The 22121-nt window shown below is 35.7% G+C and carries 21 protein-coding genes; 19 read left to right on the top strand and 2 right to left on the bottom strand.

Annotated features, from left to right (window positions below; translation table 11 throughout):
• Positions 1 to 46 precede the first annotated feature (46 nt).
• The 16 genes from G7059_RS01235 (at position 47) to G7059_RS01160 (ending at position 12630) form a co-directional block, all read left to right on the top strand.
• Entirely contained in the window at positions 47 to 346 is a 300-nt protein-coding gene (locus G7059_RS01235; protein WP_166080270.1) for a hypothetical protein, read from the top strand.
• Between the two features lie 11 nt (positions 347 to 357).
• Complete coding sequence (locus G7059_RS01230; protein ID WP_166080269.1) at positions 358 to 915, top strand: Sir2 family NAD-dependent protein deacetylase; 558 nt, start codon at positions 358 to 360, stop codon at positions 913 to 915.
• Between the two features lie 75 nt (positions 916 to 990).
• Positions 991 to 2328 (top strand): tRNA uridine-5-carboxymethylaminomethyl(34) synthesis GTPase MnmE, encoded by a 1338-nt coding sequence (mnmE, locus tag G7059_RS01225; protein WP_166080268.1) that lies wholly within the window; start codon positions 991 to 993, stop codon positions 2326 to 2328.
• Between the two features lie 8 nt (positions 2329 to 2336).
• Entirely contained in the window at positions 2337 to 3125 is a 789-nt protein-coding gene (locus tag G7059_RS01220; protein ID WP_166080267.1) for a TatD family hydrolase, read from the top strand.
• 113 nt (positions 3126 to 3238) lie between these two features.
• The gene (locus G7059_RS01215) at positions 3239 to 4147 is read left to right on the top strand and encodes a hypothetical protein (RefSeq protein WP_166080266.1); all 909 of its coding nucleotides are present in this window, start codon (positions 3239 to 3241) and stop codon (positions 4145 to 4147) included.
• A 59-nt stretch (positions 4148 to 4206) separates the two neighbouring features.
• Positions 4207 to 5136 carry a hypothetical protein gene (locus G7059_RS01210; protein WP_166080265.1) on the top strand — a complete coding sequence of 310 codons (930 nt, stop codon included), beginning with the start codon at positions 4207 to 4209 and terminating at the stop codon, positions 5134 to 5136.
• A 7-nt stretch (positions 5137 to 5143) separates the two neighbouring features.
• Complete coding sequence (locus tag G7059_RS01205) at positions 5144 to 5614, top strand: QueT transporter family protein (protein ID WP_166080264.1); 471 nt, start codon at positions 5144 to 5146, stop codon at positions 5612 to 5614.
• Between the two features lie 164 nt (positions 5615 to 5778).
• Positions 5779 to 6615: a 3D domain-containing protein gene (locus G7059_RS01200; RefSeq protein WP_166080263.1), complete on the top strand. Its 837-nt coding sequence runs from the start codon at positions 5779 to 5781 to the stop codon at positions 6613 to 6615.
• A gap of 115 nt (positions 6616 to 6730) precedes the next feature.
• On the top strand, positions 6731 to 7195 hold the full coding sequence (locus G7059_RS01195; protein WP_166080262.1) for a dihydrofolate reductase family protein: 465 nt from the start codon (positions 6731 to 6733) through the stop codon (positions 7193 to 7195).
• A gap of 86 nt (positions 7196 to 7281) precedes the next feature.
• Positions 7282 to 7590, top strand: coding sequence for an MGMT family protein (locus tag G7059_RS01190; RefSeq protein WP_240920513.1), 309 nt, complete (start codon positions 7282 to 7284; stop codon positions 7588 to 7590).
• A gap of 66 nt (positions 7591 to 7656) precedes the next feature.
• Positions 7657 to 8202, top strand: a complete 546-nt coding sequence (gene rnmV / locus G7059_RS01185) for a ribonuclease M5 (protein ID WP_166080261.1) — start codon at positions 7657 to 7659, stop codon at positions 8200 to 8202.
• Positions 8199 to 9014: a 16S rRNA (adenine(1518)-N(6)/adenine(1519)-N(6))-dimethyltransferase RsmA gene (rsmA, locus tag G7059_RS01180; RefSeq protein ID WP_166080260.1), complete on the top strand. Its 816-nt coding sequence runs from the start codon at positions 8199 to 8201 to the stop codon at positions 9012 to 9014. Before rnmV ends, rsmA begins: the two co-directional genes overlap by 4 nt.
• Positions 9004 to 9843, top strand: coding sequence for a 4-(cytidine 5'-diphospho)-2-C-methyl-D-erythritol kinase (gene ispE, locus G7059_RS01175; RefSeq protein ID WP_166080259.1), 840 nt, complete (start codon positions 9004 to 9006; stop codon positions 9841 to 9843). The genes rsmA and ispE overlap by 11 nt, the downstream gene beginning before the upstream one ends.
• Before the next feature lie 39 nt (positions 9844 to 9882).
• The gene (gene glmU / locus G7059_RS01170) at positions 9883 to 11250 is read left to right on the top strand and encodes a bifunctional UDP-N-acetylglucosamine diphosphorylase/glucosamine-1-phosphate N-acetyltransferase GlmU (protein WP_166080258.1); all 1368 of its coding nucleotides are present in this window, start codon (positions 9883 to 9885) and stop codon (positions 11248 to 11250) included.
• On the top strand, positions 11247 to 12209 hold the full coding sequence (locus G7059_RS01165) for a ribose-phosphate pyrophosphokinase (protein WP_166080257.1): 963 nt from the start codon (positions 11247 to 11249) through the stop codon (positions 12207 to 12209). Before glmU ends, G7059_RS01165 begins: the two co-directional genes overlap by 4 nt.
• A complete protein-coding gene (locus G7059_RS01160; protein WP_166080256.1) occupies positions 12202 to 12630 on the top strand; it encodes an NUDIX hydrolase in 429 nt (142 codons plus the stop codon). Before G7059_RS01165 ends, G7059_RS01160 begins: the two co-directional genes overlap by 8 nt.
• A 37-nt stretch (positions 12631 to 12667) precedes the next feature.
• Here G7059_RS01160 and G7059_RS01155 read toward each other — a convergent pair whose 3' ends face one another.
• Both G7059_RS01155 and G7059_RS01150 read right to left on the bottom strand, forming a co-directional pair.
• On the bottom strand, positions 12668 to 15769 hold the full coding sequence (locus tag G7059_RS01155) for an exodeoxyribonuclease V subunit beta (RefSeq protein ID WP_166080255.1): 3102 nt from the start codon (positions 15767 to 15769) through the stop codon (positions 12668 to 12670).
• Positions 15766 to 18174 carry a PD-(D/E)XK nuclease family protein gene (locus G7059_RS01150; protein ID WP_166080254.1) on the bottom strand — a complete coding sequence of 803 codons (2409 nt, stop codon included), beginning with the start codon at positions 18172 to 18174 and terminating at the stop codon, positions 15766 to 15768. The genes G7059_RS01155 and G7059_RS01150 overlap by 4 nt, the downstream gene beginning before the upstream one ends.
• A 110-nt stretch (positions 18175 to 18284) precedes the next feature.
• Between G7059_RS01150 and G7059_RS01145 the strand changes: the two genes are divergently transcribed.
• The 3 genes from G7059_RS01145 to G7059_RS01135 all read left to right on the top strand — a co-directional run bounded on the left by G7059_RS01145 (position 18285) and on the right by G7059_RS01135 (position 22103).
• Positions 18285 to 19040, top strand: coding sequence for an exodeoxyribonuclease III (locus tag G7059_RS01145; protein WP_166080253.1), 756 nt, complete (start codon positions 18285 to 18287; stop codon positions 19038 to 19040).
• Between the two features lie 165 nt (positions 19041 to 19205).
• On the top strand, positions 19206 to 20969 hold the full coding sequence (locus G7059_RS01140) for a DEAD/DEAH box helicase (RefSeq protein WP_166080252.1): 1764 nt from the start codon (positions 19206 to 19208) through the stop codon (positions 20967 to 20969).
• 177 nt (positions 20970 to 21146) lie between these two features.
• On the top strand, positions 21147 to 22103 hold the full coding sequence (locus tag G7059_RS01135; protein ID WP_166080251.1) for a hypothetical protein: 957 nt from the start codon (positions 21147 to 21149) through the stop codon (positions 22101 to 22103).
• The last annotated feature ends 18 nt before the right edge of the window (positions 22104 to 22121 follow it).

The raw sequence follows: 22121 nt of genomic DNA, 5'->3' as shown, positions 1-22121 counted from the left end.
TTCTTGGTTCATCTGTGATAAAATATAGAGAGGCAAAGGTGAATCTATGAATTTAATATTAATAACACAGATATTTGCAGTAGTTTTAGCAATTAGTGCAATACCATTAGGAATTTATCTTTATAACAAAAAGATAATCAACAATTATACAATTATCGCTATTTTAGCGTATTTAGCATTCTTTAGTAATTTTGAAGGAACACCCATATTTGCTTGGAATACTAATAATATTATTCTAAGATTTATCAATGATTACTTAATTATTAATCTATGCGCTGCAGCACTTACATTTATTGCTGTGGCGATAGCAATGAGAATAATCAATGCTTTTACAAAGAAGAAATAGGAGGTAATAACATGATTTTAGCATTTACAGGGGCAGGAATTAGTCAAGCGTCTGGAATTCAAACATTCATGGAACGTCCAGACATAAGAGATCATTTACACAGAGATTTTGCAATCGAGAATCCCGAAGAATATCGTAAGACTCTAAGAAATTTAGTTGATGTTGTAGAACAAGCAGAACCAAACGATGCTCACATTGCTTTAGCAGAATATAAAATCCCAATCCTTACAATGAATGTGGATGGATTGCATCAAAGTGCAGGGAGCGAAAGCGTTGTGGAACTTCACGGAGGACTTCCTACAGAAGATGAAATGGATTATGCGGATCAACTCTACAATAAGCCAGTGTTGTATGGTGATCCTGCACCGAATTACTATAAAGCAATAACTAAAGTCTCTGCTTTAACAGAAGATGATATCTTTTTAGTTATTGGGGCTTCTCGCTTCACTCAGATTGCAGTTGAGCTTAGAGAAATCGCTCATTATCAAGGGGCAGAAATTATTGAAATTCAAGAAGATGCAGTTCGAGAAGTACGATATGTATTAGAACAAGAATTTAAGAACAAATAAAAATGAAGCAACTTTATTAGGAAACTAAAGAGTTGCTTCATTGCACTTTATAACAATCTTCCTTATAATAAACACATGATAACAGATACAATAGTAGCAATTATAACGGCACTCCAAGAGAGTGCAATATCCGTCATTAGGTTGAGTGGTAGCGATGCAATTCCGTTAGCCAATCAACTCTTTTCACGTGATTTAAATGAAGTAGAGTCACACACTGTCTCATATGGTCATATTATTGATCCTATTAAGAATCAAGTGGTTGATGAGGTTTTGGTAAGTGTGTTTAAAGCACCAAAAACGTACACTCGTGAGGATGTAGTAGAAATAAGCTGTCATGGTGGTGTTCTTGTAACAAAAAAAATATTAGAATTGTGCTTATCCATAGGAGCACGTATGGCTGAACCAGGTGAGTTTACCCAAAGAGCGTTCCTTAATGGACGAATTGATCTTTCACAAGCAGAGTCAGTTATGGAATTGATTCAAGCGCCCAATGAGTTTGCTCAAGAACTCGCAATTTCTGGCGTTCAAGGAAGTGTTACACAACTCATTAATCCATTACTAGAAAAACTGATACAAATTATCGCAAATATTGAAGTAAACATTGATTACCCTGAGTATGATGATGTTACTGTCCTTACTGAAGATGTAATTTTACCACTCTCTAAAGAGTTCTTACTGGATCTCGATAAGATTCTTAAAGAGTCTAAGAGTGGAAGAATTATGAAAGAAGGCGTTAAGACAGTAATATTAGGAAAACCTAATGTTGGTAAATCAAGTATTCTAAACGTCCTACTGGATGAAGATAAAGCAATCGTAACGGATATAGCTGGAACGACAAGAGACCTTGTAGAAGGCTGGATACGTCTTCAAAACGTTGCCTTACACTTAATCGATACCGCTGGTCTTCGTGACACAGGTGATGTTATAGAACAAATAGGAATTGAAAAGAGCCGACAAGCTTTGGAATCTTCTGAACTAGTGATTGTAGTCTTTGATGCTTCACAAGAACGTGATGAAGAAGATAAGATGTTACTAGAGCTTACAAAAGATAAAGATCGAATTATTGTTTACAATAAAACTGACTTAATTAAGAATGAAGATAGTGAAGGTGTTTCTGTTAGTGCAATTGAAGGAGATATTCATGAACTTATTGATGCCATCAATACAAAGTATGAAGATCATACCGTTGCATTAAGACGACCAACACTTTCAAATCAACGACATATCGCAGCTGTACAAAAGAGCTATTTAGCAATGCAAAGAGCAATAGAAGCTCTAGAAATAGGTATGGAGCTTGATTTGGTCACAATAGACCTTAATGAATCTTATATTGAACTTGCATCAGTAGTAATGGCTAAAGAAAACATAAACGTTCTTGATGAGATATTCTCAAGATTCTGTTTAGGGAAGTAGAGATAGTAATGAATAAAGGATGGATAGATTCACATGCTCATTTAGTAAGTGAATCCTTATATGATAACTTTGATGAATATGTTCAAAATGCAATCGACAATGATGTAACAACGATTAATATAATCTGTGGAAATTTAGATGAAGTTAAGAAGGCTTTAGCAAAAGTTGAGAATAACCCGATGTTTCATTTATCAATTGGAGTACATCCCACAAGTGTTCAGGATGTTTCAACGGATGAAATGGAAGAAATGATGACATACCTAAATCATCCCCAAGTTATTGCGGTTGGTGAAGTTGGAATAGATTATTATTGGGATGATAGTACGAAAGAACTTCAACATCAACGATTAATTGAACAAATAAGAATAGCGAATGAAGCAGATTTACCAATCATTGTACATCTTAGAAACAACCCAGATAACAGTGAAGCTGTTGATGATCTTATTCGCATTCTACAGAAACACGAAGTGAATAAACGTGGTGTGATTCATTGTTATACCGATACGGTTGAGAATGCTAAGGTATTTCTAGATATGGGGTACTACTTAGGATTTGGTGGTATCATGACATTTAAGAATGGTGGAAACGTAAGAGATGCTCTTGCTGTAACACCTATTGATAGAATCTTGTCGGAAACTGATTCTCCTTATTTAGCACCAGTTCCCAAACGAGGAAAAACGAATCAACCAGCATATGTAATGTATGTTGGTAAGGCTCTTAATGATGTATTTGGTAAGAATATGATAGATCAACTTCAAGATAATTACTCAAGGTTGTTTAATAAAGTACAAAAATAAGCCCTCAGGGGCTTTTACTTTAAGAATGGTATGTTTATCTTGTGAATTGTACACAAAGTTCACAGATACACTGTATAATAAATGGTAATAAGATAGGAAAGAGGATTGAGAACATGGAAAATCGCTTCATTGAAGATCTTGGTGTTTTCGCTTTCGAGTACGAGGGCTATCTTAGTATTGTAAGGCTTGATAAAAAAATACGCCTTTATACAATAGAATTTAACGTTAGTGATGAAGAAAATGGTTTGTTCTTAGATTATATCGATGATTTAAGAGAAACATATCCTACTTTGGGAGCACAACGAAGATTTAAGAAACACAAATTAATTATTCCAATAAACATAAAAGATATGGATTTAAACGTTGAACTAATTCGTATTATTACGCTCTTATCAGAAGAGTTGGCTGCTCGCTCATACACTCAACGATGTGATCGTTCCGGAAGGACGGATGAATTGGGTGTGTATCGTATAGGTAATCAAGTGGAAATATTAAATAGAGAGATATACTTTGGAATACTAGAAAATAAAATTGAAGAAATTCATCCACGAGGGTCACTTGTTCAAGGTTATTTGGGAGCATTAATAGGAATGGTAATAGGAGTTGCCTTATGGGTTCTTATATCACAGCTCCGGATCCTTGCAGGTATTGTTGGTTACGCGATTGCTTACTTTGGTATTAAAGGCTTTGAAAGAGCCTACCAAACACCAAATCGCAATCAGATAATATCGATTGGATTGATATCAATACCAGTAATTGTATTATCGGAATATCTCGCAAATGCAGTGAAAATATTTATGACCAACCCAAATGTTGTATCGTTTGGTACATTTTTGACTCAGTATTACCCAGAATTAATTCGAAATTTTGGATTGCTTCAACCCATGGCAATTAATGCCTTGATTGGAATAGTCCTCAGTGTCTTGTACATGGTACCGTCACTGAAACAAATGATACGCAATAATTCCAAAGAAAGAATAGCCTATCCAGTGATAGATGCTCAAGAAGTAAAACAAGGTTAAAACGACGACTCGATATTTTATGAAAATTTTGAGATAATACGGAAGTAAGGAGAATGATGATGGAAAGTATTAAAGAACTACGAAGTACTTATTCATATATGAATGATATAGAAACACTCTATGGTAAAGAGAATGAAATATTCTTTACTGTAGCACCTTTAGAGAGAAAAAATATGATTTGCATTAGTCTTTCAGTGAGCGATGCAAGAGACCATATAGATGAATTACAAGCACTAAGAACAACATATGATGCTATACCAATGGGTGGTGTTTATATGGAGGGCTTAGTATTAAATGTAGAATTAAATTTAATCAATCTTGATACAAAAGAACAGTTCAATGAAATTGTGGATGCAGTAACCCTACAGCTCGCTGCTGGTAATGTTCATAATATCAGTAGTATTGATGGAACTTCTGAAGATGTTGGAATCTTCAGAGTGGGTACAAAAGTTCAAATTCTTGATGGGGCAACGTTTGAAGATCAAAAAGAAGCTCAATCAGGGTATAAAAAACGTAAAGATAACCTCACAGTGGCATGGCTAGCTGCTATTGGAGGTATGCTTGCTGGTGTTGGTGTTTGGGTTCTAATTAACCAAATCGGTTTTATAGCGGGTCTTGCAGGTTATTTAATTATCCATTGGGGTATTAAGTTATTCCGTCAATTTGGAGGAACATTAAGCCGACGTGATGTATACATCATGTTTGGTTTAAGTGTTGTGATGATTATCTTTGCAGAGTTGTTATCAACAACGTTCTCCTATTGGAGAGCCTTTAATAATGTGATCTCAATATCTTTCTTTGAAGTGTTTAAAGAGGTATTGAAAGTCATTCCAAAAGAACCAGGAATACTAAAGAATTTCTTAATGAACGTTGCAATCGGATTGGGCTTATCTGTATGGTCAAGCTGGGGCTTGATTCAATCAGCTCTAAACTTTACTTCAGCAGGTGGAGAAAAACGAGTGCGTCGTCGTAATAACAGATTAATGTAGGTGTAGAATGAAAACAAAAGAATTAACAGTACAAGCGTTTATTGCCGGTGTGTATGTGGCATTATCGCTTTTCTTAATGCCATACACATTTGGTCCCATTCAAGTAAGGGTAGCAGAAATGACACTCCTTCTTTTATTCTTTAATAAGCGTTATAGTTTTGGAATAACATTGGGATGCTTAATTACGAATCTATTCAGTCCCTTAGGACTGGTTGATGTAGTATTTGGAACATTTGCGACAGCGGTAAGCTGTTATGCAATGGTTAAGACAAAGAATACATATCTAAAACTAATGTGGCCAGCCGTATTTAATGGCATTATTATTGGATTAGAATTAACGGTATTATTCAAAGAATTCCCATTCATTTTTAACATGTTTTTTGTAGCTGTGGGTGAGGTTATTGCAGTATTTCTTCCAGGAATTGTGATGAAAAAGAAAGTTCTAGAAAACCCTGCTTTGCATGATTTCTTCTCGTAATCACACAAACTCACATAATTGCATATTGACATTAAAACACCACTAAACAGTGGTGTTTTTTGTGTTTCTTTAATCAATTATTTCAAAAAAAACGCACATAATTTGACCGAAAATTGCTGTTGTGCTATATTTTCGAGGTCTTTTTTGAAAGGAGACAAATTTTTATGAAGAAATACAAATTGGCAATTGTTTTACTAGCCATGGTATCAATCATTAGCGGTTGCTCTATAAATGCAGAAGCAGCGCAAGAAATTACTTATCCGACATTAAATGATATTACAAGTAGTGACGAGGAACCTTATCGGTTTGAGATTGAGACCGTAGTAGAGGAACTCGATGAGCCAGAAGTCATCGAAAGATCTGGCAGTGAAGTTGTAAGTGGTGGTGCATCATGGTTATATGCAAAAACACAAGACGGAGCTCGTGGAACTAAGGAAACGAAATACAAAAAGACATTTAACATCTTAGGCGAACTCTTATCACGTGTAGAAATTCCAAATTCGGAAGCTGTAACAGATACAAAACCGACACTTTATGAAAGTGGACAACGCGCACAAAGAGGTGCATACTTTACATCTGAAAAAATTACTCGCTATGGTGCAAACTGTAACGGATGTGGTGTTGGAGCAGATGGAAGAGGATCAACCTCAGCAGGCATTTTAGTTGGCGACAATGAAGTTCGTCAAAGAGATGGTTCATGGAAGACAGGAGTAACATATGAAGGTTACTACATTCTAGCAACATCTTCTTCAATTCCTTTATGTTCAGTAGTAGAAATATCCAACCACAAAATTAGTGGAGCTGGAGTTCAACCTGGTGTTCCGTTTAAAGCGATTGTATTAGATCGTGGTGGAGCAATTCAAGGTTCTAAACTTGACTTATTCGTAGGTCATGAAAACAATCCGCAAATGTCTATTGGAAGCATGAGAGGCGTTAAAGTCGAAATTCTTAGCTTAAACAGTAGAACACGTACTAATGGTACATGGGGATGTGGCATATAAAATCAAACATCAACAGTAATTGTTGATGTTTTTCTATGTCTAAATAGATGATGTATGTCCCTAAGATGCTAAAGATATTGTAGAATAGAAGATAGAATGAATGGAGAAACACTCTATGTCAAAAGTTAAATTGTTTATTGCATGTTCCTTGGATGGGTATATTGCTACAGAAGACGGATCTGTGTCATGGTTAAATGACTTGCCTCAGTTTGAAGAAGATGCAAGCTACGATGAGTTCTATCAATCCGTTGGAGTGCTTGTTATGGGGAGTAAAACCTATCTACAGATAGTAGATGAGCTTTCAGAGACTTGGCCTTATCCTGGCGTAAAAACCTATGTGCTCAGTTCTAAAATAAGTAGAGATGATGATTTGATTACCTCTGTTAATATGCCAGTGGAGACACTCGTTCGAAAACTTAAAGAAGAAAGTACTGAAGACATATGGATCGTAGGGGGAAGTCATATAATTAGCCCTCTTATCAATCATAATCTTATTGATGAGTATATGATTGGGATTGTTCCGATAATATTGGGAAACGGAATCCCTTTATTTCAATCAATTGAGAACCCCAAGCATTAAGACTCATAAATACGTTTCGAAAGAATGATATCGTCTATGTTCATTACGCTCCTAAGGATCGTATTTGAACGTTTTTGTATGAGGAGGTGAGTATCATAGACAACTATGATGAATTCGCATATATGGTGCTTGCAATTGTCTCAGAGATACCAAGGGGAAAAATTCTTACATATGGAACGCTTGCGAAAAAAGCGGGTTATCCTAAGAACTCTCGCTTGGTAGGCAAGGTTTTGTCGAGTGCTTCACTTTATGGAAACTACCCTTGCCACAGGGTTGTGAATGTAACAGGAAGATTAGTACCTTCTTGGCCTGAACAAAGGAAACTATTAGAAGATGAAGGTATTACATTTAAACAATCCGGCCATGTAGATGTGAAGAAACACTTGTGGGATTAGTGTCTCGAATTACGGAATGTGTTGTGAGTGTTTTAATCAGATAAAGAAGCATGGTATAATATTTTTATGAAAAAGCCAATTATTAAAGAAGTTATTGTCGTTGAAGGAAAACATGATGCTGAAAAGCTAGCGAAGTGTGTAGAAGCAGATGTAATAGTAAGCAATGGAACACACGTATCAAAAGAATTCTTAGCTTTGTGTAAAGATCTTAACGAACGCCGTGGAATTATCGTCTTTACAGATCCTGATGGACCTGGAGAGCAGATTCGTCGTAAAATCATTGAAGAAGTAGGAACAACTAAACATGCTTCTTTACACATTCTTCAAACCAAGAAGAAGCAAAAAGTAGGCATTGAACATGCAGACTGTGAAGACATACTAGAAGCCTTAAAGCATAGTGCGACTTATGATATCGTTCGCACTAGTATTGAATGGTCAGATTTTATTGCTCTAGGTTTAAGTGGAAAAAGTGATAGTCAAGAACGCCGTGATGTATTATCAGAAGCATTTCACTATCCGAAATCAAATGCAAAGACAAGTTTTAAATATTTAAATATGATTGGAATAAGCTATGAAGAATGCTTGGAAATCTTGAAAGAGAGCTCATTATGAAAACAATTGCTAATTACTCAGTAAGTATGGAAATTCTTAAACGATACGAACGTCGTGCAAAGAAACACTACGGTCAAAACTTTATTATTGATCCATCAGTCGTTCGTAATATCGCAAATCACAGTGGTGAAGGTGATTTTGTATTAGAAATTGGTCCTGGACTGGGAGCATTAACACAACAACTGGCTCACAACTATAAACACGTTGTGGCTTACGAAATCGATGAGCATATGGTTGAAATACTAAGTGAAACATTAGAAGACTATGATAATATTGAAATCATTCATGAGGACTTCCTCAAAGCTGATTTATCGAAATATCCACAACCTTTAACTGTTTGTGCTAACTTACCGTATTACATTACAACGCCTATCTTATTCAAATTAATGGAATATGATATTGCGAAAATGACAGTAATGGTTCAAAAAGAAATTTCAGACCGTCTCACTGCAAAACCAAACACCAAAGATTACGCTGCTTTAAGTATTCAAATGCAATATTACTTTGATATTAAGACTGTGTTGAAAGTCTCAAAAGAGAGTTTTCATCCACGTCCTAATGTAGAGTCTAGTGTCATTCAATTTATTCCAAAAAATCAGAGTTTACCTTTTAATGAAAAAGACTTTTTTGTATTTGTAAAGAAATGCTTCCAGTTCCGACGCAAGACACTGGTAAATAATCTCAAAACTTTAGAACTTGATTGTAATTACCAAGAAGTCTTAGAGAGTCTTGATATTAATACAAATGTAAGAGCAGAGAGCCTTACATTTAATGATTACGTGAGACTCTATGGAGTCCTATATGCAAACTAAAGCATATGCAAAACTTACCTTGTGTTTGCATGTGAAAGATAGAGTCAATGGATCTTTACATTTTCGTAATGTAACGGTACCCATTGACCTTTTTGATATGGTCTATCTTGAGAAAAGCGAAACAATGCATATTGAGACAGATAAGAAGTATCTTCCCAATGACAAAAGAAATACAGTCTACAAGGCATTAATCTTACTTAAAGAAACATACGCTATTAAAGATAACTTTAAAGTAAGAATCGTTAAGAATATACCTACTCAATCTGGATTGGGAGGCGGGAGTGCTGATGCAGCAGCGGTCATACGAATGATTAATGAAATGTATGCATTAGACCTTAGTCGAGAAGAACTCATCAACATAGCACGAAAGATTGATGAGGATACACCGTTCTGCCTCTTTAATGAAGCAAGCATTGTTGAAGGTATTGGAGATATCTTAACTCCAATAGATATTATAGAACCACTTTATTATATATGTGTTAAACCAAGCTTTGGTGTAAGTACAAAAGGATTCATGAAGAAGTTTGATCATTTCCAAACAGAAGACAAAGTTGTAGCGTGTATCGAAGCATTAGAAGAAAAAAATTATAAAAAATTAAGCGACAACATGCATAATGACTTCCAAAAAAGTGTTGTTCGTCACAATAGTAGAATGAGAAAAATAATGCGTACTCTACGCGAACAAGGTATGGATGGAGTTAGTATGAGCGGTACAGGAACGAGTGTCTTTGGGTTATCACAAGATATCGATGAGGTTCGTGAAGCATACAAACGAATTGCAACAAAATTTTCATTTGTGAAATATGGCGAGATTAAGCCGAAATTATAATGTGAGTTGTGGTAGAATAATAACGACGGAGGTTATTTTATGAAGAATGCAATTATCCTTGCTTCAGGTAAGGGAACACGCATGCAGTCTGAGACCAATAAAGTACTTCATGAGATTCTAAAGAAACCGATGATAGAAATGTTAGTCGATAATTTAGATGCAAATCATGTGGACTCTATTATCACAGTTGTAGGGCACCAAAGAGAACAGATTATGGATTATCTTGGAGATCGTGTTACATATGCGATAGTCAATGATAAGCAGACTGCGATTACGTCTCTAATGAATATTGATTTGGGCACTGAGGACAGCTCAACATTAATTCTATTTGGAGATATCGCATTACTACAAGCAGATACTATAGAATCAATTTATAGTAAACATGAAGGTTATGATCTAACTCTTGTAACTTCAATCGTTGATAACGCAGCAGATTATCGCCGTGTCGTTCGCGATAATCAAGGAGCTATCGATCGAGTTGTAGATCACCGTAGTGCAGACATGAATACAGTCGAATCTCGAGAAATTAGCTTGGGTGTATTCTGTGTAAAAACATCACTATTACATAAATATCTACCAGAATTAGTTGATGAACACTATGAAAACGAAATGAATGTTGTAAGACTAGTTGAAATTATGAAACAAAACGGTCATAGTATACAAGGATTGCGTAATTCAGAAATCAGCCAATTCTTAGGAATCAATGATCGAGTTCAGCTCTATGAAGCAAGTCAATGGCTTCAAGAGAAGATAAATAGAAAATGGATGGAGAATGGTGTTACTATCATTAATCCAGACAATACGTTTATCGGACCGGATGTTATTATAGGTAAAGATGTAACAATCTACCCTAATAACCATATCTATGGAAAGACCGTAATTGGTAAAGGTAGTGAAATTCTTCCAGACTCATGGCTAGAAAATGCGGTGATTGGCGACAATACCCACATTGATAGCTCACGTATTACCGATAGTAGTGTTGGTAACAATGCTTCAGTAGGACCACATTCTCATTTACGATTAAATTGTAAAGTTGGAGATAACACTCGTATTGGTAATTTTGTAGAGTTTAAAACAGTAGAATTTGGTGATTTATCACGAAGTGCGCATTTAACATATCTTGGCAACGCAGTTGTTGGCAAAGATGTGAATATTGGTTGTGGTGTTGTAACGGCTAACTATGATGGCGTTAACAAACACAAGACAGTAATTGGAGATGGCGTGTTTATTGGTAGTCATACAGCTCTTATTGCTCCTGTAAGCATTGGTAACAATGCTCTAACAGCTGCAGGGTCTGTTGTGACAGAAGATGTTGAAGACGGTGCAATGGCGATTGCTCGTTCAAGACAAACTAATAAAGAAGGATATGGATTCAAATTTAAGGATAAAGAAGGAAAAAAACAATGAATAAAGGGAACACAGTAATCTTTGCGTTATCATCAAATGTTGAATTGGCACAAGAGATCTGTCAACATTTGGACACAGACTTAGGTAAGATTGATGTTCGTCACTTTGCGGATGGCGAAATTCTTATCGAACCTTTAGAATCAGTACGTGGTAAGCACGTTTATATTATTCAATCGACATGTCGTCCTGTAAGTGAGACATACATGGAAGTATTAATTGCTATTGATGCATGTCATCGTGCATCAGCTTCAGAGATTACATTGATTATGCCGTACTACGGTTATGCTCGACAAGACCGTAAAGCACGTGCACGTCAACCTATTTCATCGAAGTTAATGGCAAACTTATTAACTACTGCTGGAGCAGATCGTGTTGTTACTATTGATCTTCATGCACCTCAGATTCAAGGTTTCTTTGATATTCCTACAGACGACCTTACAGCTGTAGCGATGATTGGTCAATATTACCGTAATAAAAACTTTACTGATGAAATTGTTGTTGTATCACCAGACCATGGTGGAGCTACTCGTGCTCGTAAACTATCAGATACAATTCCAAATTCAACAATCGCAATCATTGATAAACGTCGTACAAAACCAAATGTAGCAGAAGCTATGAACTTAATTGGGGATGTTGATGGTAAAGTAGCAATTATTATTGATGATATGATTGATACTGCAGGTTCATTAATGGGTGGCGTTGATATGTTATATGAGAAAGGTGCTAAAGCAGTTTATGCAGCATGTACTCATGGAATCTTATCAGGACCAGCATTAGATCGTATTAATGAATCACACATTGAAGAAGTATTGATTACAAATACAATTCCTCTTGTTCCAGAAGCACGAGAAATTAAGAAACTTAAACAAATTTCTGTTGGCTATATGTTAGCGAAATGTATTGAAGCGATTCAAGATCACACACCTGTTAGCTCACTCTTTGAACTATTCAATGACTAAGACTTACAGATCTGTGAATGTTGTGATTGTCTTTCATCCTGATGGGGAAAAGGTACTAATGTGTCATCGTACGAAAAACCCTTATCTTGGCTTGTATAATTTTGTTGGTGGTAAGAAGGAAGCCAATGAAAGTGATGACGAAGCAGCATATCGTGAATTATTTGAAGAAACAGGGATATCATCCCAAGACATTGAATTAACCCATCTTTTTACAACGGATTATCATCTTGATGAAATTTCACTCTTTGTATATTTTGGTTCTTTGGAATCAGAAGTTGAGCTTAGAAGTGAGAAACATCCATTGCATTGGATACCAATCAAAGGAACTGACTTTGCAGATGAATCAAAATTTGCAGGTCAAGGAAATATTAAACATATGATTGAGATTATTCAGGAATCGAAGCAAAGAGAAGGATTATAATAAAAGAACACACCTTGCGAAAGGTGTGTTTTGTCGTTTATATCTGAATATACTCATTAGATTTGAACGAGTAAATGTAGGCGTTAATCTGATGATTAGGAAATTCTTGTTTAAGAATATCAGCATAATGAGAGATTTGACTCTTGTAAGTGTTAATAAGCTCCTCGTGACTGAGGTTATCACTCTTAAAGTCTACAAGAACGAGTTGAGTCTTATTATATGCAAAGAAGTCAATAATACCTTCTCCGTTACTATCGATAAATGGCATCTCATGCTCAATAGTATCAAACGTATAAAGTTCTTGAGTGAATGGATGAGTATTGTAACGGCGTAATGGATCTTGATAACGAGCTTCAAAAGCATCTAAATCATCGGAGGTCCATTTTCTGTTTGGTAGTGATTCAATTGCGTTGTGAAGTGTCGTACCAAAGCTTAAACCTTCTTGAGAATAACGGTTGAAATCTAAATCTCTATTTTGAACACTTGGGATAGCATGAATTTCTTCATCGAAGAGTTGTGTGAAACGTTGTTCTTCAACATGTTCTAGAGTTTCAAGAGCCTCAGTCTCGATATCATTTGCATCAATTCGTTTAAGAATTGTTGATGTAGGACTCGCTGCATACAATAATTCGGCTTTACGTTTATGATTGAACAGTGTTGAGAAAGATAATTCTTCAACTTGAAACTCCCTAACGCTATCCACAATAACGAGATGTTTCTGTGGACGAGTCAAGGCAACATAAAGTAAACGCAGATTCTCTTCCATTTCTTCGTGGTTTTGTTTCGTCTCCATAATATGACGAAGGATGTTCTTGGAAGCAATACGTTTTGGTAAGTCTATTTTATTAAGTGCAAGACCCATTGAGTCATCAACTAAGAGTGTTGCATCATGATCAAATACTTTATGTGCTCCCATTCCCCAAAGAAAGACAATAGGGAACTGTAAACCTTTAGACTGGTGAATGGTCATTGCTGTCACAACATCTGCATCCTGACTTAGTGGAGAGGCTTCAGAGCTAATGTCATTCTCAAAGGTGCGAATGAAGCGTATGAATCCTAGTAAACTTGGAATGGAATTCTGTTGGTACTGTGTAGCTTTTTCAAGTAAGAAGTCTAAATTGGTTTTCTCTTGAAGAGAAATGCGTTGGTAGGTGTCATTGATAAGATAGATTTCTTGCAAGATAGAAACGATATCGATACGTTGCCATGAATAAATAGCGTTTCTCAAGATTGTATAGGTGTTAGGATCAAGGTCTTCTAATGCACGGCGTAAAGAACCAGATTCATGTAAGTATAAATTTCCTAACATATCAGGAGTGTAGTTAAAGAATGTTGAACCTAAGACTTTAATGTAGTAATAATCATGAGGATTAATTACTAGATTAAGTAAATTCAGTATATCCTGAATAATTGGAGATTGATAGAAGCCACTGCGGTCATCAATGTAGTGAGGGATGTTCGCTAACTCTAGAGCTTCTTTCAAAGGAGCTTTAGCTGTATGAGATCGAACAAGCACAACCATGTCTTTAAACTTGTATCCCATTTTATGATATCGAATCATTTCCTGGGAAATATACTGAGCTTGTTGTTGGGCAGAGGTTTCTTTGAACTTATCACTACCACGTTCAATGATATGAAACTCAACAGGATAAGAATCTTCTGCTTGGCTTGATAGACCAACATTCACATTGTCACTTTCACTATAACTAATACCATAGCTTAAGTTCATAAGATTATTGAAAACGATGTTATTGTAGTCGACGATATCTTTCTTCGAACGGTAGTTATATGAGAGAGATAAGTTAGTAATGGATTCATCACGCATTAAGGATTGCATTATCTTAGGTTTAGCGCCTCGGAAACGATAAATGGATTGCTTAATGTCACCAACACGGAAGATGTTCTTACCATTTGAAATTAACCGAATTATTTCGTCTTGAGTCTCATTCGTATCTTGGAATTCATCAACCATTATTTCTTGATAGATATTTCGAACTTGCGCTGCAATGATGCCATTATTAAAACTTAATATCTCAAGAGCTAATGATTCAAAGTCACTGAAATCAAAAGCATTCTTTTCAACTTTTAATTGATTGTAGCTTTCGAGATACATGTCAGTGATTTCTAAGAGTTTATGAATATCGCTTGCTTGATTGTTTAAATCTTCAAATGCTTCTTCAAAAGGAATATAACTACCAAAGAGATTGTTAATCTCTTTTTGAAGATTACCACGTGTTTTGGAGTAGTTATCATCTTTTGAGTCTGGTACGATTTTAAAATCAAACAAACTAGGCAACATACTATAGAAACTATCGTCATGATCTAAGCATTGCTTCTGTATGGAGTTAATACTCTCGATAAGGTCAAGGAAAGCAAGTGTCTGAGTGAAGAATTTCTCTTGCTTCTTGTCGTTAGCGTCATGAATTGCATCGCTAATCGAAATAAGATTCATCATTTCTTTCTTTATGGACTCAAGATTATTGATGTACATTGTAAAGAATAAATCTTGAATGTCTTGAGGAAAATCTTGGAGTGATTGTGCTCGATAGAGATTAAGAACTTCATTCTTAGCTGATTCAGGATCTTTCTTGCTTAAAATCCAAGTAGCGATATTCTGAATCGCTTTTTTTAGTCCATCAAAGTCTATGGGGTTATTGGAGAACGTATCGAGCAAGTGTTGCATTGTATCAGGTTCTTGAACGAGCCAATATCTAAACGTAGTGTCCATGGCTTCGTTTTGAAGAAGCTGTACTTGAGAATCATCTAAAATCGAGTTTGCTCGATCAGGATCAATACCAAGTACATAACCATAGTTCTTAATGATGGTGAGACAGAATGAGTGAATTGTAGAAATTTGTGCAGTTTCAACTAAAGAAATTTGTTGTGCAATGAATGCATCTTCTTTTTCATTGTAAGCATTATTTAATGCTGCAAGAAGTCGTGTTTTCATTTCACTTGCTGCTGCTTCAGTAAAGGTCATTGCGCAAATTGCATCAAGGCGAACATTATCTTCAATAATACGTTTCATAAGACGTGCAATCAGTACTGTTGTCTTACCTGCCCCTGCTGAAGCAGAAACTACAATATTATTACCCAAGCCATTGATTGCTTTGAGTTGTTCATGATTGAATTGTGTCATGTATCGCTACGATCCTTTCTATAGTTTGCTTCTTCGAGAGTCATCTTGATTAGGTTTTTATCTAAGACACCGTTAAGGATATTTTCTTGTATGTCGTTATAGATTATTCTAAGGACTTCCTCAACTTTTTCGATGTCATACATTGCATAGCTTGTCATACCTGCTTTAGTTTCACGTAAGCCACCAAAGTAATCAGTAGAGTTGAACGTTGTCTCAGGAGCTTCGAAAAACCATCCTGAGAACTTTTGATCATTTAACCATAACGTATCAGAGTTGTCATCACTCATCTGTAAGCCTTTTGAAAAGGAATAAGAATAAAGACTGGTGTTTATGTTTCTAAATCTAAATCCATAGTAAAACACACCCAGTACGTCTCGTTCATATTGACGTCTTGCAATTAAAGCATAGCTTAAAAGCTGTAATTGACTACCTGCTGTAACTGATGCAGGTGACAAGGATTGTTTTGAGGACTTGTAATCAATGACGATTAGTTGATTATTATTGGCATCGATACGATCGATAATACCTCGTAAACGAATGTTCTTAAACATATCTGAAACATCAAACCATGATTCTCTTTTCAAGGGGACAAGGTCAGTATCAGCAACTGCATCTTTCAGGTGTTTAACTACATAACGCATCATAATATCATTTCGAGCTTTAATCATTTGGATACGAGGAGAGGATTCAGGGAAGACCTTCATTAAGTCATTCCATGAGGTATCATCCAGTCCAAATAATGAATGTTCGACAATACTATGGTTCAATGTACCAATAATACGAGGGTCGAAAGAGAGCCTTTCGGGTTTACGTGTTTGAAGAGCACGTTCAATAAAGAACTCGTAGGGATCATCGAGGTATTTTTGGAAAGCTGAAATTGATCCAACAATCTTACCTTCTTTTAAATAGAGTTCATTTGCAAGTATTCTTGAAAGGGATGGAGAGTTCTTTTTGGTATTAATTATTTGGTCTACTTTCCAAGCTTCTAATGGAACATTGTGTGCAGCACAGAAGGACTCTATTGGGTAAGAAACTTCAATTCCTTTTCCTTCGTATGTTGATGAGGAATAACTAAGCGTAAGCTTTTTGCTCATTTTAAAGAATCGCTTTTGATCTTGTAATTGATACTCTGTTCTTTCCTCCAAGCTCGGATAGCCTTGAATACTGCTTAAATACTGTTCATCGATAATACCTGTTCGCTTTGAAATACTTGGATATGCTGATGCCCCAAGATTCAGTACATAGAGATTCTCACAGGTAAAATGTGGTAATTCATTAATATCGACTACTCTTATATTTTCAGAGTTCTTTTCGCTTAGAGATAGTGAATCGAGATGATTCATGAAAAAATTATAGGTCTCTTCTGAATAGAGAGGATGGTTTGTCTCGATAAAGTTAAGCAACGGTTTAAGATTGATAAACGAGTTGTTTTGAATTATGTTATAAGAGAAGTGTAGTGCTCCCTTAAAGTCACACGCAAAAAGCTCTCTCAGGGCAGCCTGCAGTTTAACACTATCTTCTTGGATTCGTTGTTGAAGATACATCATATCTTTGTCGCTCGTGGTTTCATCAACATAATCAAAGGATTCCAAGACATCTTGGATTGTGAGTTCAAAATGACTTATGTAATATACAAGATCATCAGAAGTTTTTAGATTAAGAGGATTGGCTTCGAGAAACTCAATTAAAGCCTTAAGTGATTGTGTATGATTTAAGTTCATTGTTGCAATGAATTGCTTCTTAGCGTAATCAAAAGAACGATTTGATAAACTTAAATTCAATCCATAACGCTTAAAACTAGATTCCACAAGGGGAATATGATTGTTCAAGTTAGGTATTGCAATTACGACATCTTTTAAATCTAAAGTAAGAATTTCTTGGATTACTGCTTCAATTTCATGGCGAATATTAAGGGCGACTTTAAATGAAAGTGACTCTGGATTCTGTGTTGGTGATGCTTCAAACTGAGATCCATGTGATTTTAAGTAGTAAGTCTCAGCGTGTGAGAGGCCTTGAGGATAAACAGTGTATTGTACATTATCTACCATAGAAAAATCATGGTATAAGGGCTGGATACTCCTCAAAGCTTGGTAAATATCCTTGTGTAAATCAGTCTCTTTTGGTAAATCTGATAATCTAATGCCATAACATTGAAGTTCTTTAAGAAGTGACAACAATGATTGAATAGTTTTTGGAAAGAGTATGATGTTTTGAATTGTCTTAAAAGTTTGTGTCTTTAATGTTTCGTAACAAGCAATCTCTATAGCCTTCTTATCAAGATTCTTTTCGTTAACAGCAAAATCAAAAGGACGTACATTGACGCCAAATAAGAAATCTTTGGATTGTAGTAAATAATTTTCGTATTCTTTTATTGCATGATTGGCTAAAATTAGTGTATGTCTCATAGATTCCTCCATATCTCTTATTATAGACTATCTATCGATTGAAAAGTGTGAGACTTTGAATAAATCTGAAACTGTGGCACACTATAAGAAGTGTAAGAGTGGAGGGCATTATGGAATTAGTATCATGGAATGTTAACGGCTTAAGAGCTGTAATGAATAAAGGCTTTGATGATATCGTAAAAGAGTTAAATGCAGACGTAATCTGTCTTCAAGAAATTAAGATGCAAGAAGGACAACTGGATTATGTGCCAGAAGGATATCATGGGTATTTTAATTATGCAGTGAAAAAAGGATATTCAGGAACGGCTATCTTTACGAAGCAAGAACCTTTGAGTGTTCATTATGGTATCGGAATGGAAGAGCATGACCAAGAAGGTCGTGTAATTACTTGTGAGTATGATGATTTTTATCTTGTATGTGTTTATACTCCGAATGCACAACAAGAATTGAAACGTCTTGATTATAGAATGTTATGGGAAGATGCATTTAGAGATTTCCTAGTAACTTTAGATTTAGAGAAACCTGTAGTAGTCTGTGGAGATATGAACGTAGCACATAAAGAGATTGACCTTAAGAATCCAAAGACTAATAGATTCAACCCAGGTTTTAGTGATGAGGAACGTCAACAGTTTACAAACTTACTTGATGCAGGATTTATTGATTCCTTTAGATATATTCATGGTGACGTAGAAGAACGTTACTCATGGTGGAGTTACCGTGCAGCCGCAAGAACGAGAAATGTGGGCTGGCGTATCGATTACTTTGTGGTATCAGATAAATTAAAAGATAAAATCCAAGGTGCAGATATCTATGACAGCATCTTAGGTAGTGATCACTGCCCTGTCTATTTGCAATTAAACGTATAATAACTAGCAACACTGTCGTATTTGACAGTGTTTTTGCTGTCCTGAAGCGCATACATCGATTGAATGAAAAAAAACTAAGTCAATTAGAATGATAATACTAGTTTTATACCTAAAGTGTATGCTATACTTTAACCCGTGTGTACTAGAAAAGAAGCAGGAAAAAGAATGACATTTAAAGAATTAGGACTTTCTTCGGAAATTGTTAAGGCTGTCAATGAAAAAGGATACGAGAATCCAACAGACATCCAAGAACAAGCAATCCCAAGAATTTTAGAGGGCCATGACGTGTTGGCTCAATCACAAACAGGTACGGGAAAAACAGCTGCATTTGGTTTACCACTTATTAGCTTAATTGATCGTGTTGATAGAAAATATACACAAGGCTTAGTGCTTTGTCCTACACGTGAATTATGTATTCAAGTGGCTGATGAAATGCGTAGTTTTGCAAAGTATAAGGATGATTTAAGAATCATAAGTGTTTATGGTGGCGAGTCAATCGAAAGACAAATTCGTGATATCAAACGTGGAGCAGACATCGTTGTCGCAACTCCAGGACGTTTAATGGACCACATTCGTCGTAAAACACTTCGTTTCAATCACTGTAATCATATTGTATTGGATGAAGCAGACGAAATGTTAAACATGGGATTTGTCGATGATATTCGTGAGATATTTACATATCTTCCAGAACAACGTCAAATGGTTTTCTTTTCTGCTACAATGCCTAAGGAAATTGTGAAACTTAGTGATGACTTCTTAAACGAACCAGAACATATTCGTTTATCAAATAATAATTTAACAGTTTCACGTATTAAACAAGTTTACTATACTGTTGATCACGCTAAGAAAATAAACTTAGTAACCCAACTACTACAAATTCATGATGCTAAAGGTACAATGATCTTCTGTAATACTAAGAAAATGGTTGATGAATTAGCAACAGAATTAAATAAAGCAGGATTCCCTGCATTAGGTCTTCATGGTGACATGAAACAAGAAATGCGTTCTATGGTTATGGGTCGATTCAAACGTGGCCTTGTACAAGTTCTTATCGCTACTGACGTTGCTGCTCGTGGTATTGACGTTGATAGTATGGACGTAGTTATTAACTATGATGTTCCTCAAGAACTTGAATACTATATTCACCGTATTGGACGTACAGGACGTGCTGGTAAAGAAGGATTGGCTATTACATTAGTTAACCGTCGCCAACGTTATGCTATTAAGCAAATCGAACGTCTTGCAAACTCAACCATTGAAGAGTTACCGTTACCAACTAAAGAACAACTAAACGAAGTTCTTATCAAAATGTTGGCAGATGATATCCGTAAATGGTCAAATGTAGAACCAGGTAAATTATTTAATATAGCATACGAAGGTTTAAGAAACGAAGAATTCACTCAAGAAGACTTCATTTTAGCATTCATTAATAAGGCTATTGCAGAAAATAATCTCGAAGCAATGGAAACAGATGCACCAGAACGTAAAACAAAGAATCCAAACGTATTTGCACGTTTATCAATTTCTTTAGGTTCACGTCAAGGTATTAAAGCAGCACATATTGTAAGTGCAGTTGCAAAAGCATCAGGAATTCGTGGAAAAGAAATTGGAAAAATTGAAGTTGGCGATATTATGACTTTAGTTGATGTTCCTCAAGAACATGCACAAACAGCACTTAAAGCAGTAGGCAAGACTACAATTAAGGGACAAGCTGTAAATGTAGAGATTGTGGAAGAGAATATTGTTCAACAACCACGTAAACGTTCTGACCGAAACAAAGACTCGCGAAACGACCGTCCACGTCGTGATCGTGATAACCGTCGTGGTGGCGAACGAGGTGATCGTTCCCGTCGTGATCGTAGAGGAAGTGAACGCGTAAGTCGTGATCAAGAAGCTCGTAGAAGCTCAAGAAAAAGACAAGCAAAATAGAGTTAAGTTAATATAAGCATAACACTCGTAAAAAAAGTTCGGAATTTCACAAACAACTGTGAGATTCCGTTTTTGTTTGTGAAAAATGCACAAGCACTTCTTTAATAGTTGTGAAATAGATTGACCTGGTATCACAAAACGAAGTAAAATGAAAGAGCATAATGAGGAGGAAAAGTTATGAAGAAAATTCTAGCAGTACTTTTAGTTGGTCTTCTTGTTTTAACAGGCTGTGGCTCAAAAGACAAAGATAAAGAACCAGCAGCAACAACAGGTCAAGATGTGAAGATCGGATCTGCAGTAATCTCTACTGGAAAAACAGCAGAAGCAGGAGAAAAGGATGGTTCATTTGAAACAAACATCTACTATGCTACTGTAGTTATGAAGGATGACAAATTTGTAAATGTACAAATTGATGTTAACCAAAACAAACAAACATTCAAGGCTGATGGAACAATCAATGCAGCTGATATTAAAGGCTCAAAGAAAGTTCTTGGCAAAGATTACGGAATGGTTAAAAATAGCCAAATCAAAAAAGAATGGTTTGAACAAATTGCAGCTTTAGAAGAATGGATGGTAGGCAAAACATTAGCAGAAGTTAAAGGAATCAAAACAGAAGCTAAAGATGATGCTCACCCAGCAGTTCCAACAGAAGCAAACTTAACTTCATCAGTAACAATCTCAGTTGAGAAATACATCGAAGTTGTAGAAAAAGCTGTAGGAAACTTAGTTGAAGTTAAAAATGTTGCTAAAGTAGGTAACTCATCAACAGCAGTTACTGGTAAAGAAGGATTAGAATTAACAACAAACGTTACAGCTGTAGCATTAGATACAGAAGGTAAAGTTGTTTATTCATTCACAGATGCAGCACAAAGCAAAGGTAAAATTGAAGCAGGTAAAGCTGAATTCACAACAAAACCACTTACAAAACTTGAATTAAAAGAAGAGTATGGAATGAAAGAATTCGGTAAAGCTACATTAGAATGGTACGAACAAGCTAAAGCATTTGACGAGTGGGCAATTGGTAAAAAACCAGCTGACTTAAAAGATGCAGACGTAGTTTCATCAGTAACAATTACTCCAACAGGATTAGTTAATGGTGTTAAAGCTGCTGCTGAACGTGCTGTAGGAATCTAATTTAACCTACATTCGACA

Source organism: Erysipelothrix sp. HDW6A (genome assembly GCF_011400295.1).
Taxonomy (GTDB): domain Bacteria; phylum Bacillota_I; class Bacilli_A; order Erysipelotrichales; family Erysipelotrichaceae; genus Erysipelothrix.
The sequence above is the reverse complement of the archived record's forward strand: the minus strand, read 5'-3'. Positions and strand labels throughout refer to the sequence as shown.

What these genes read in the sequence shown, in the direction of transcription:
- G7059_RS01235 (WP_166080270.1), top strand. Translation starts at nt 47, where the DNA reads ATGAATTTAATATTAATAACACAGATATTTGCAGTAGTTTTAGCAATT.
- G7059_RS01230 (WP_166080269.1), top strand. Translation starts at nt 358, where the DNA reads ATGATTTTAGCATTTACAGGGGCAGGAATTAGTCAAGCGTCTGGAATT.
- mnmE (WP_166080268.1), top strand. Translation starts at nt 991, where the DNA reads ATGATAACAGATACAATAGTAGCAATTATAACGGCACTCCAAGAGAGT.
- G7059_RS01220 (WP_166080267.1), top strand. Translation starts at nt 2,337, where the DNA reads ATGAATAAAGGATGGATAGATTCACATGCTCATTTAGTAAGTGAATCC.
- G7059_RS01215 (WP_166080266.1), top strand. Translation starts at nt 3,239, where the DNA reads ATGGAAAATCGCTTCATTGAAGATCTTGGTGTTTTCGCTTTCGAGTAC.
- G7059_RS01210 (WP_166080265.1), top strand. Translation starts at nt 4,207, where the DNA reads ATGGAAAGTATTAAAGAACTACGAAGTACTTATTCATATATGAATGAT.
- G7059_RS01205 (WP_166080264.1), top strand. Translation starts at nt 5,144, where the DNA reads ATGAAAACAAAAGAATTAACAGTACAAGCGTTTATTGCCGGTGTGTAT.
- G7059_RS01200 (WP_166080263.1), top strand. Translation starts at nt 5,779, where the DNA reads ATGAAGAAATACAAATTGGCAATTGTTTTACTAGCCATGGTATCAATC.
- G7059_RS01195 (WP_166080262.1), top strand. Translation starts at nt 6,731, where the DNA reads ATGTCAAAAGTTAAATTGTTTATTGCATGTTCCTTGGATGGGTATATT.
- rnmV (WP_166080261.1), top strand. Translation starts at nt 7,657, where the DNA reads ATGAAAAAGCCAATTATTAAAGAAGTTATTGTCGTTGAAGGAAAACAT.
- rsmA (WP_166080260.1), top strand. Translation starts at nt 8,199, where the DNA reads ATGAAAACAATTGCTAATTACTCAGTAAGTATGGAAATTCTTAAACGA.
- ispE (WP_166080259.1), top strand. Translation starts at nt 9,004, where the DNA reads ATGCAAACTAAAGCATATGCAAAACTTACCTTGTGTTTGCATGTGAAA.
- glmU (WP_166080258.1), top strand. Translation starts at nt 9,883, where the DNA reads ATGAAGAATGCAATTATCCTTGCTTCAGGTAAGGGAACACGCATGCAG.
- G7059_RS01165 (WP_166080257.1), top strand. Translation starts at nt 11,247, where the DNA reads ATGAATAAAGGGAACACAGTAATCTTTGCGTTATCATCAAATGTTGAA.
- G7059_RS01160 (WP_166080256.1), top strand. Translation starts at nt 12,202, where the DNA reads ATGACTAAGACTTACAGATCTGTGAATGTTGTGATTGTCTTTCATCCT.
- G7059_RS01155 (WP_166080255.1), bottom strand. Translation starts at nt 15,769, where the DNA reads ATGACACAATTCAATCATGAACAACTCAAAGCAATCAATGGCTTGGGT.
- G7059_RS01150 (WP_166080254.1), bottom strand. Translation starts at nt 18,174, where the DNA reads ATGAGACATACACTAATTTTAGCCAATCATGCAATAAAAGAATACGAA.
- G7059_RS01145 (WP_166080253.1), top strand. Translation starts at nt 18,285, where the DNA reads ATGGAATTAGTATCATGGAATGTTAACGGCTTAAGAGCTGTAATGAAT.
- G7059_RS01140 (WP_166080252.1), top strand. Translation starts at nt 19,206, where the DNA reads ATGACATTTAAAGAATTAGGACTTTCTTCGGAAATTGTTAAGGCTGTC.
- G7059_RS01135 (WP_166080251.1), top strand. Translation starts at nt 21,147, where the DNA reads ATGAAGAAAATTCTAGCAGTACTTTTAGTTGGTCTTCTTGTTTTAACA.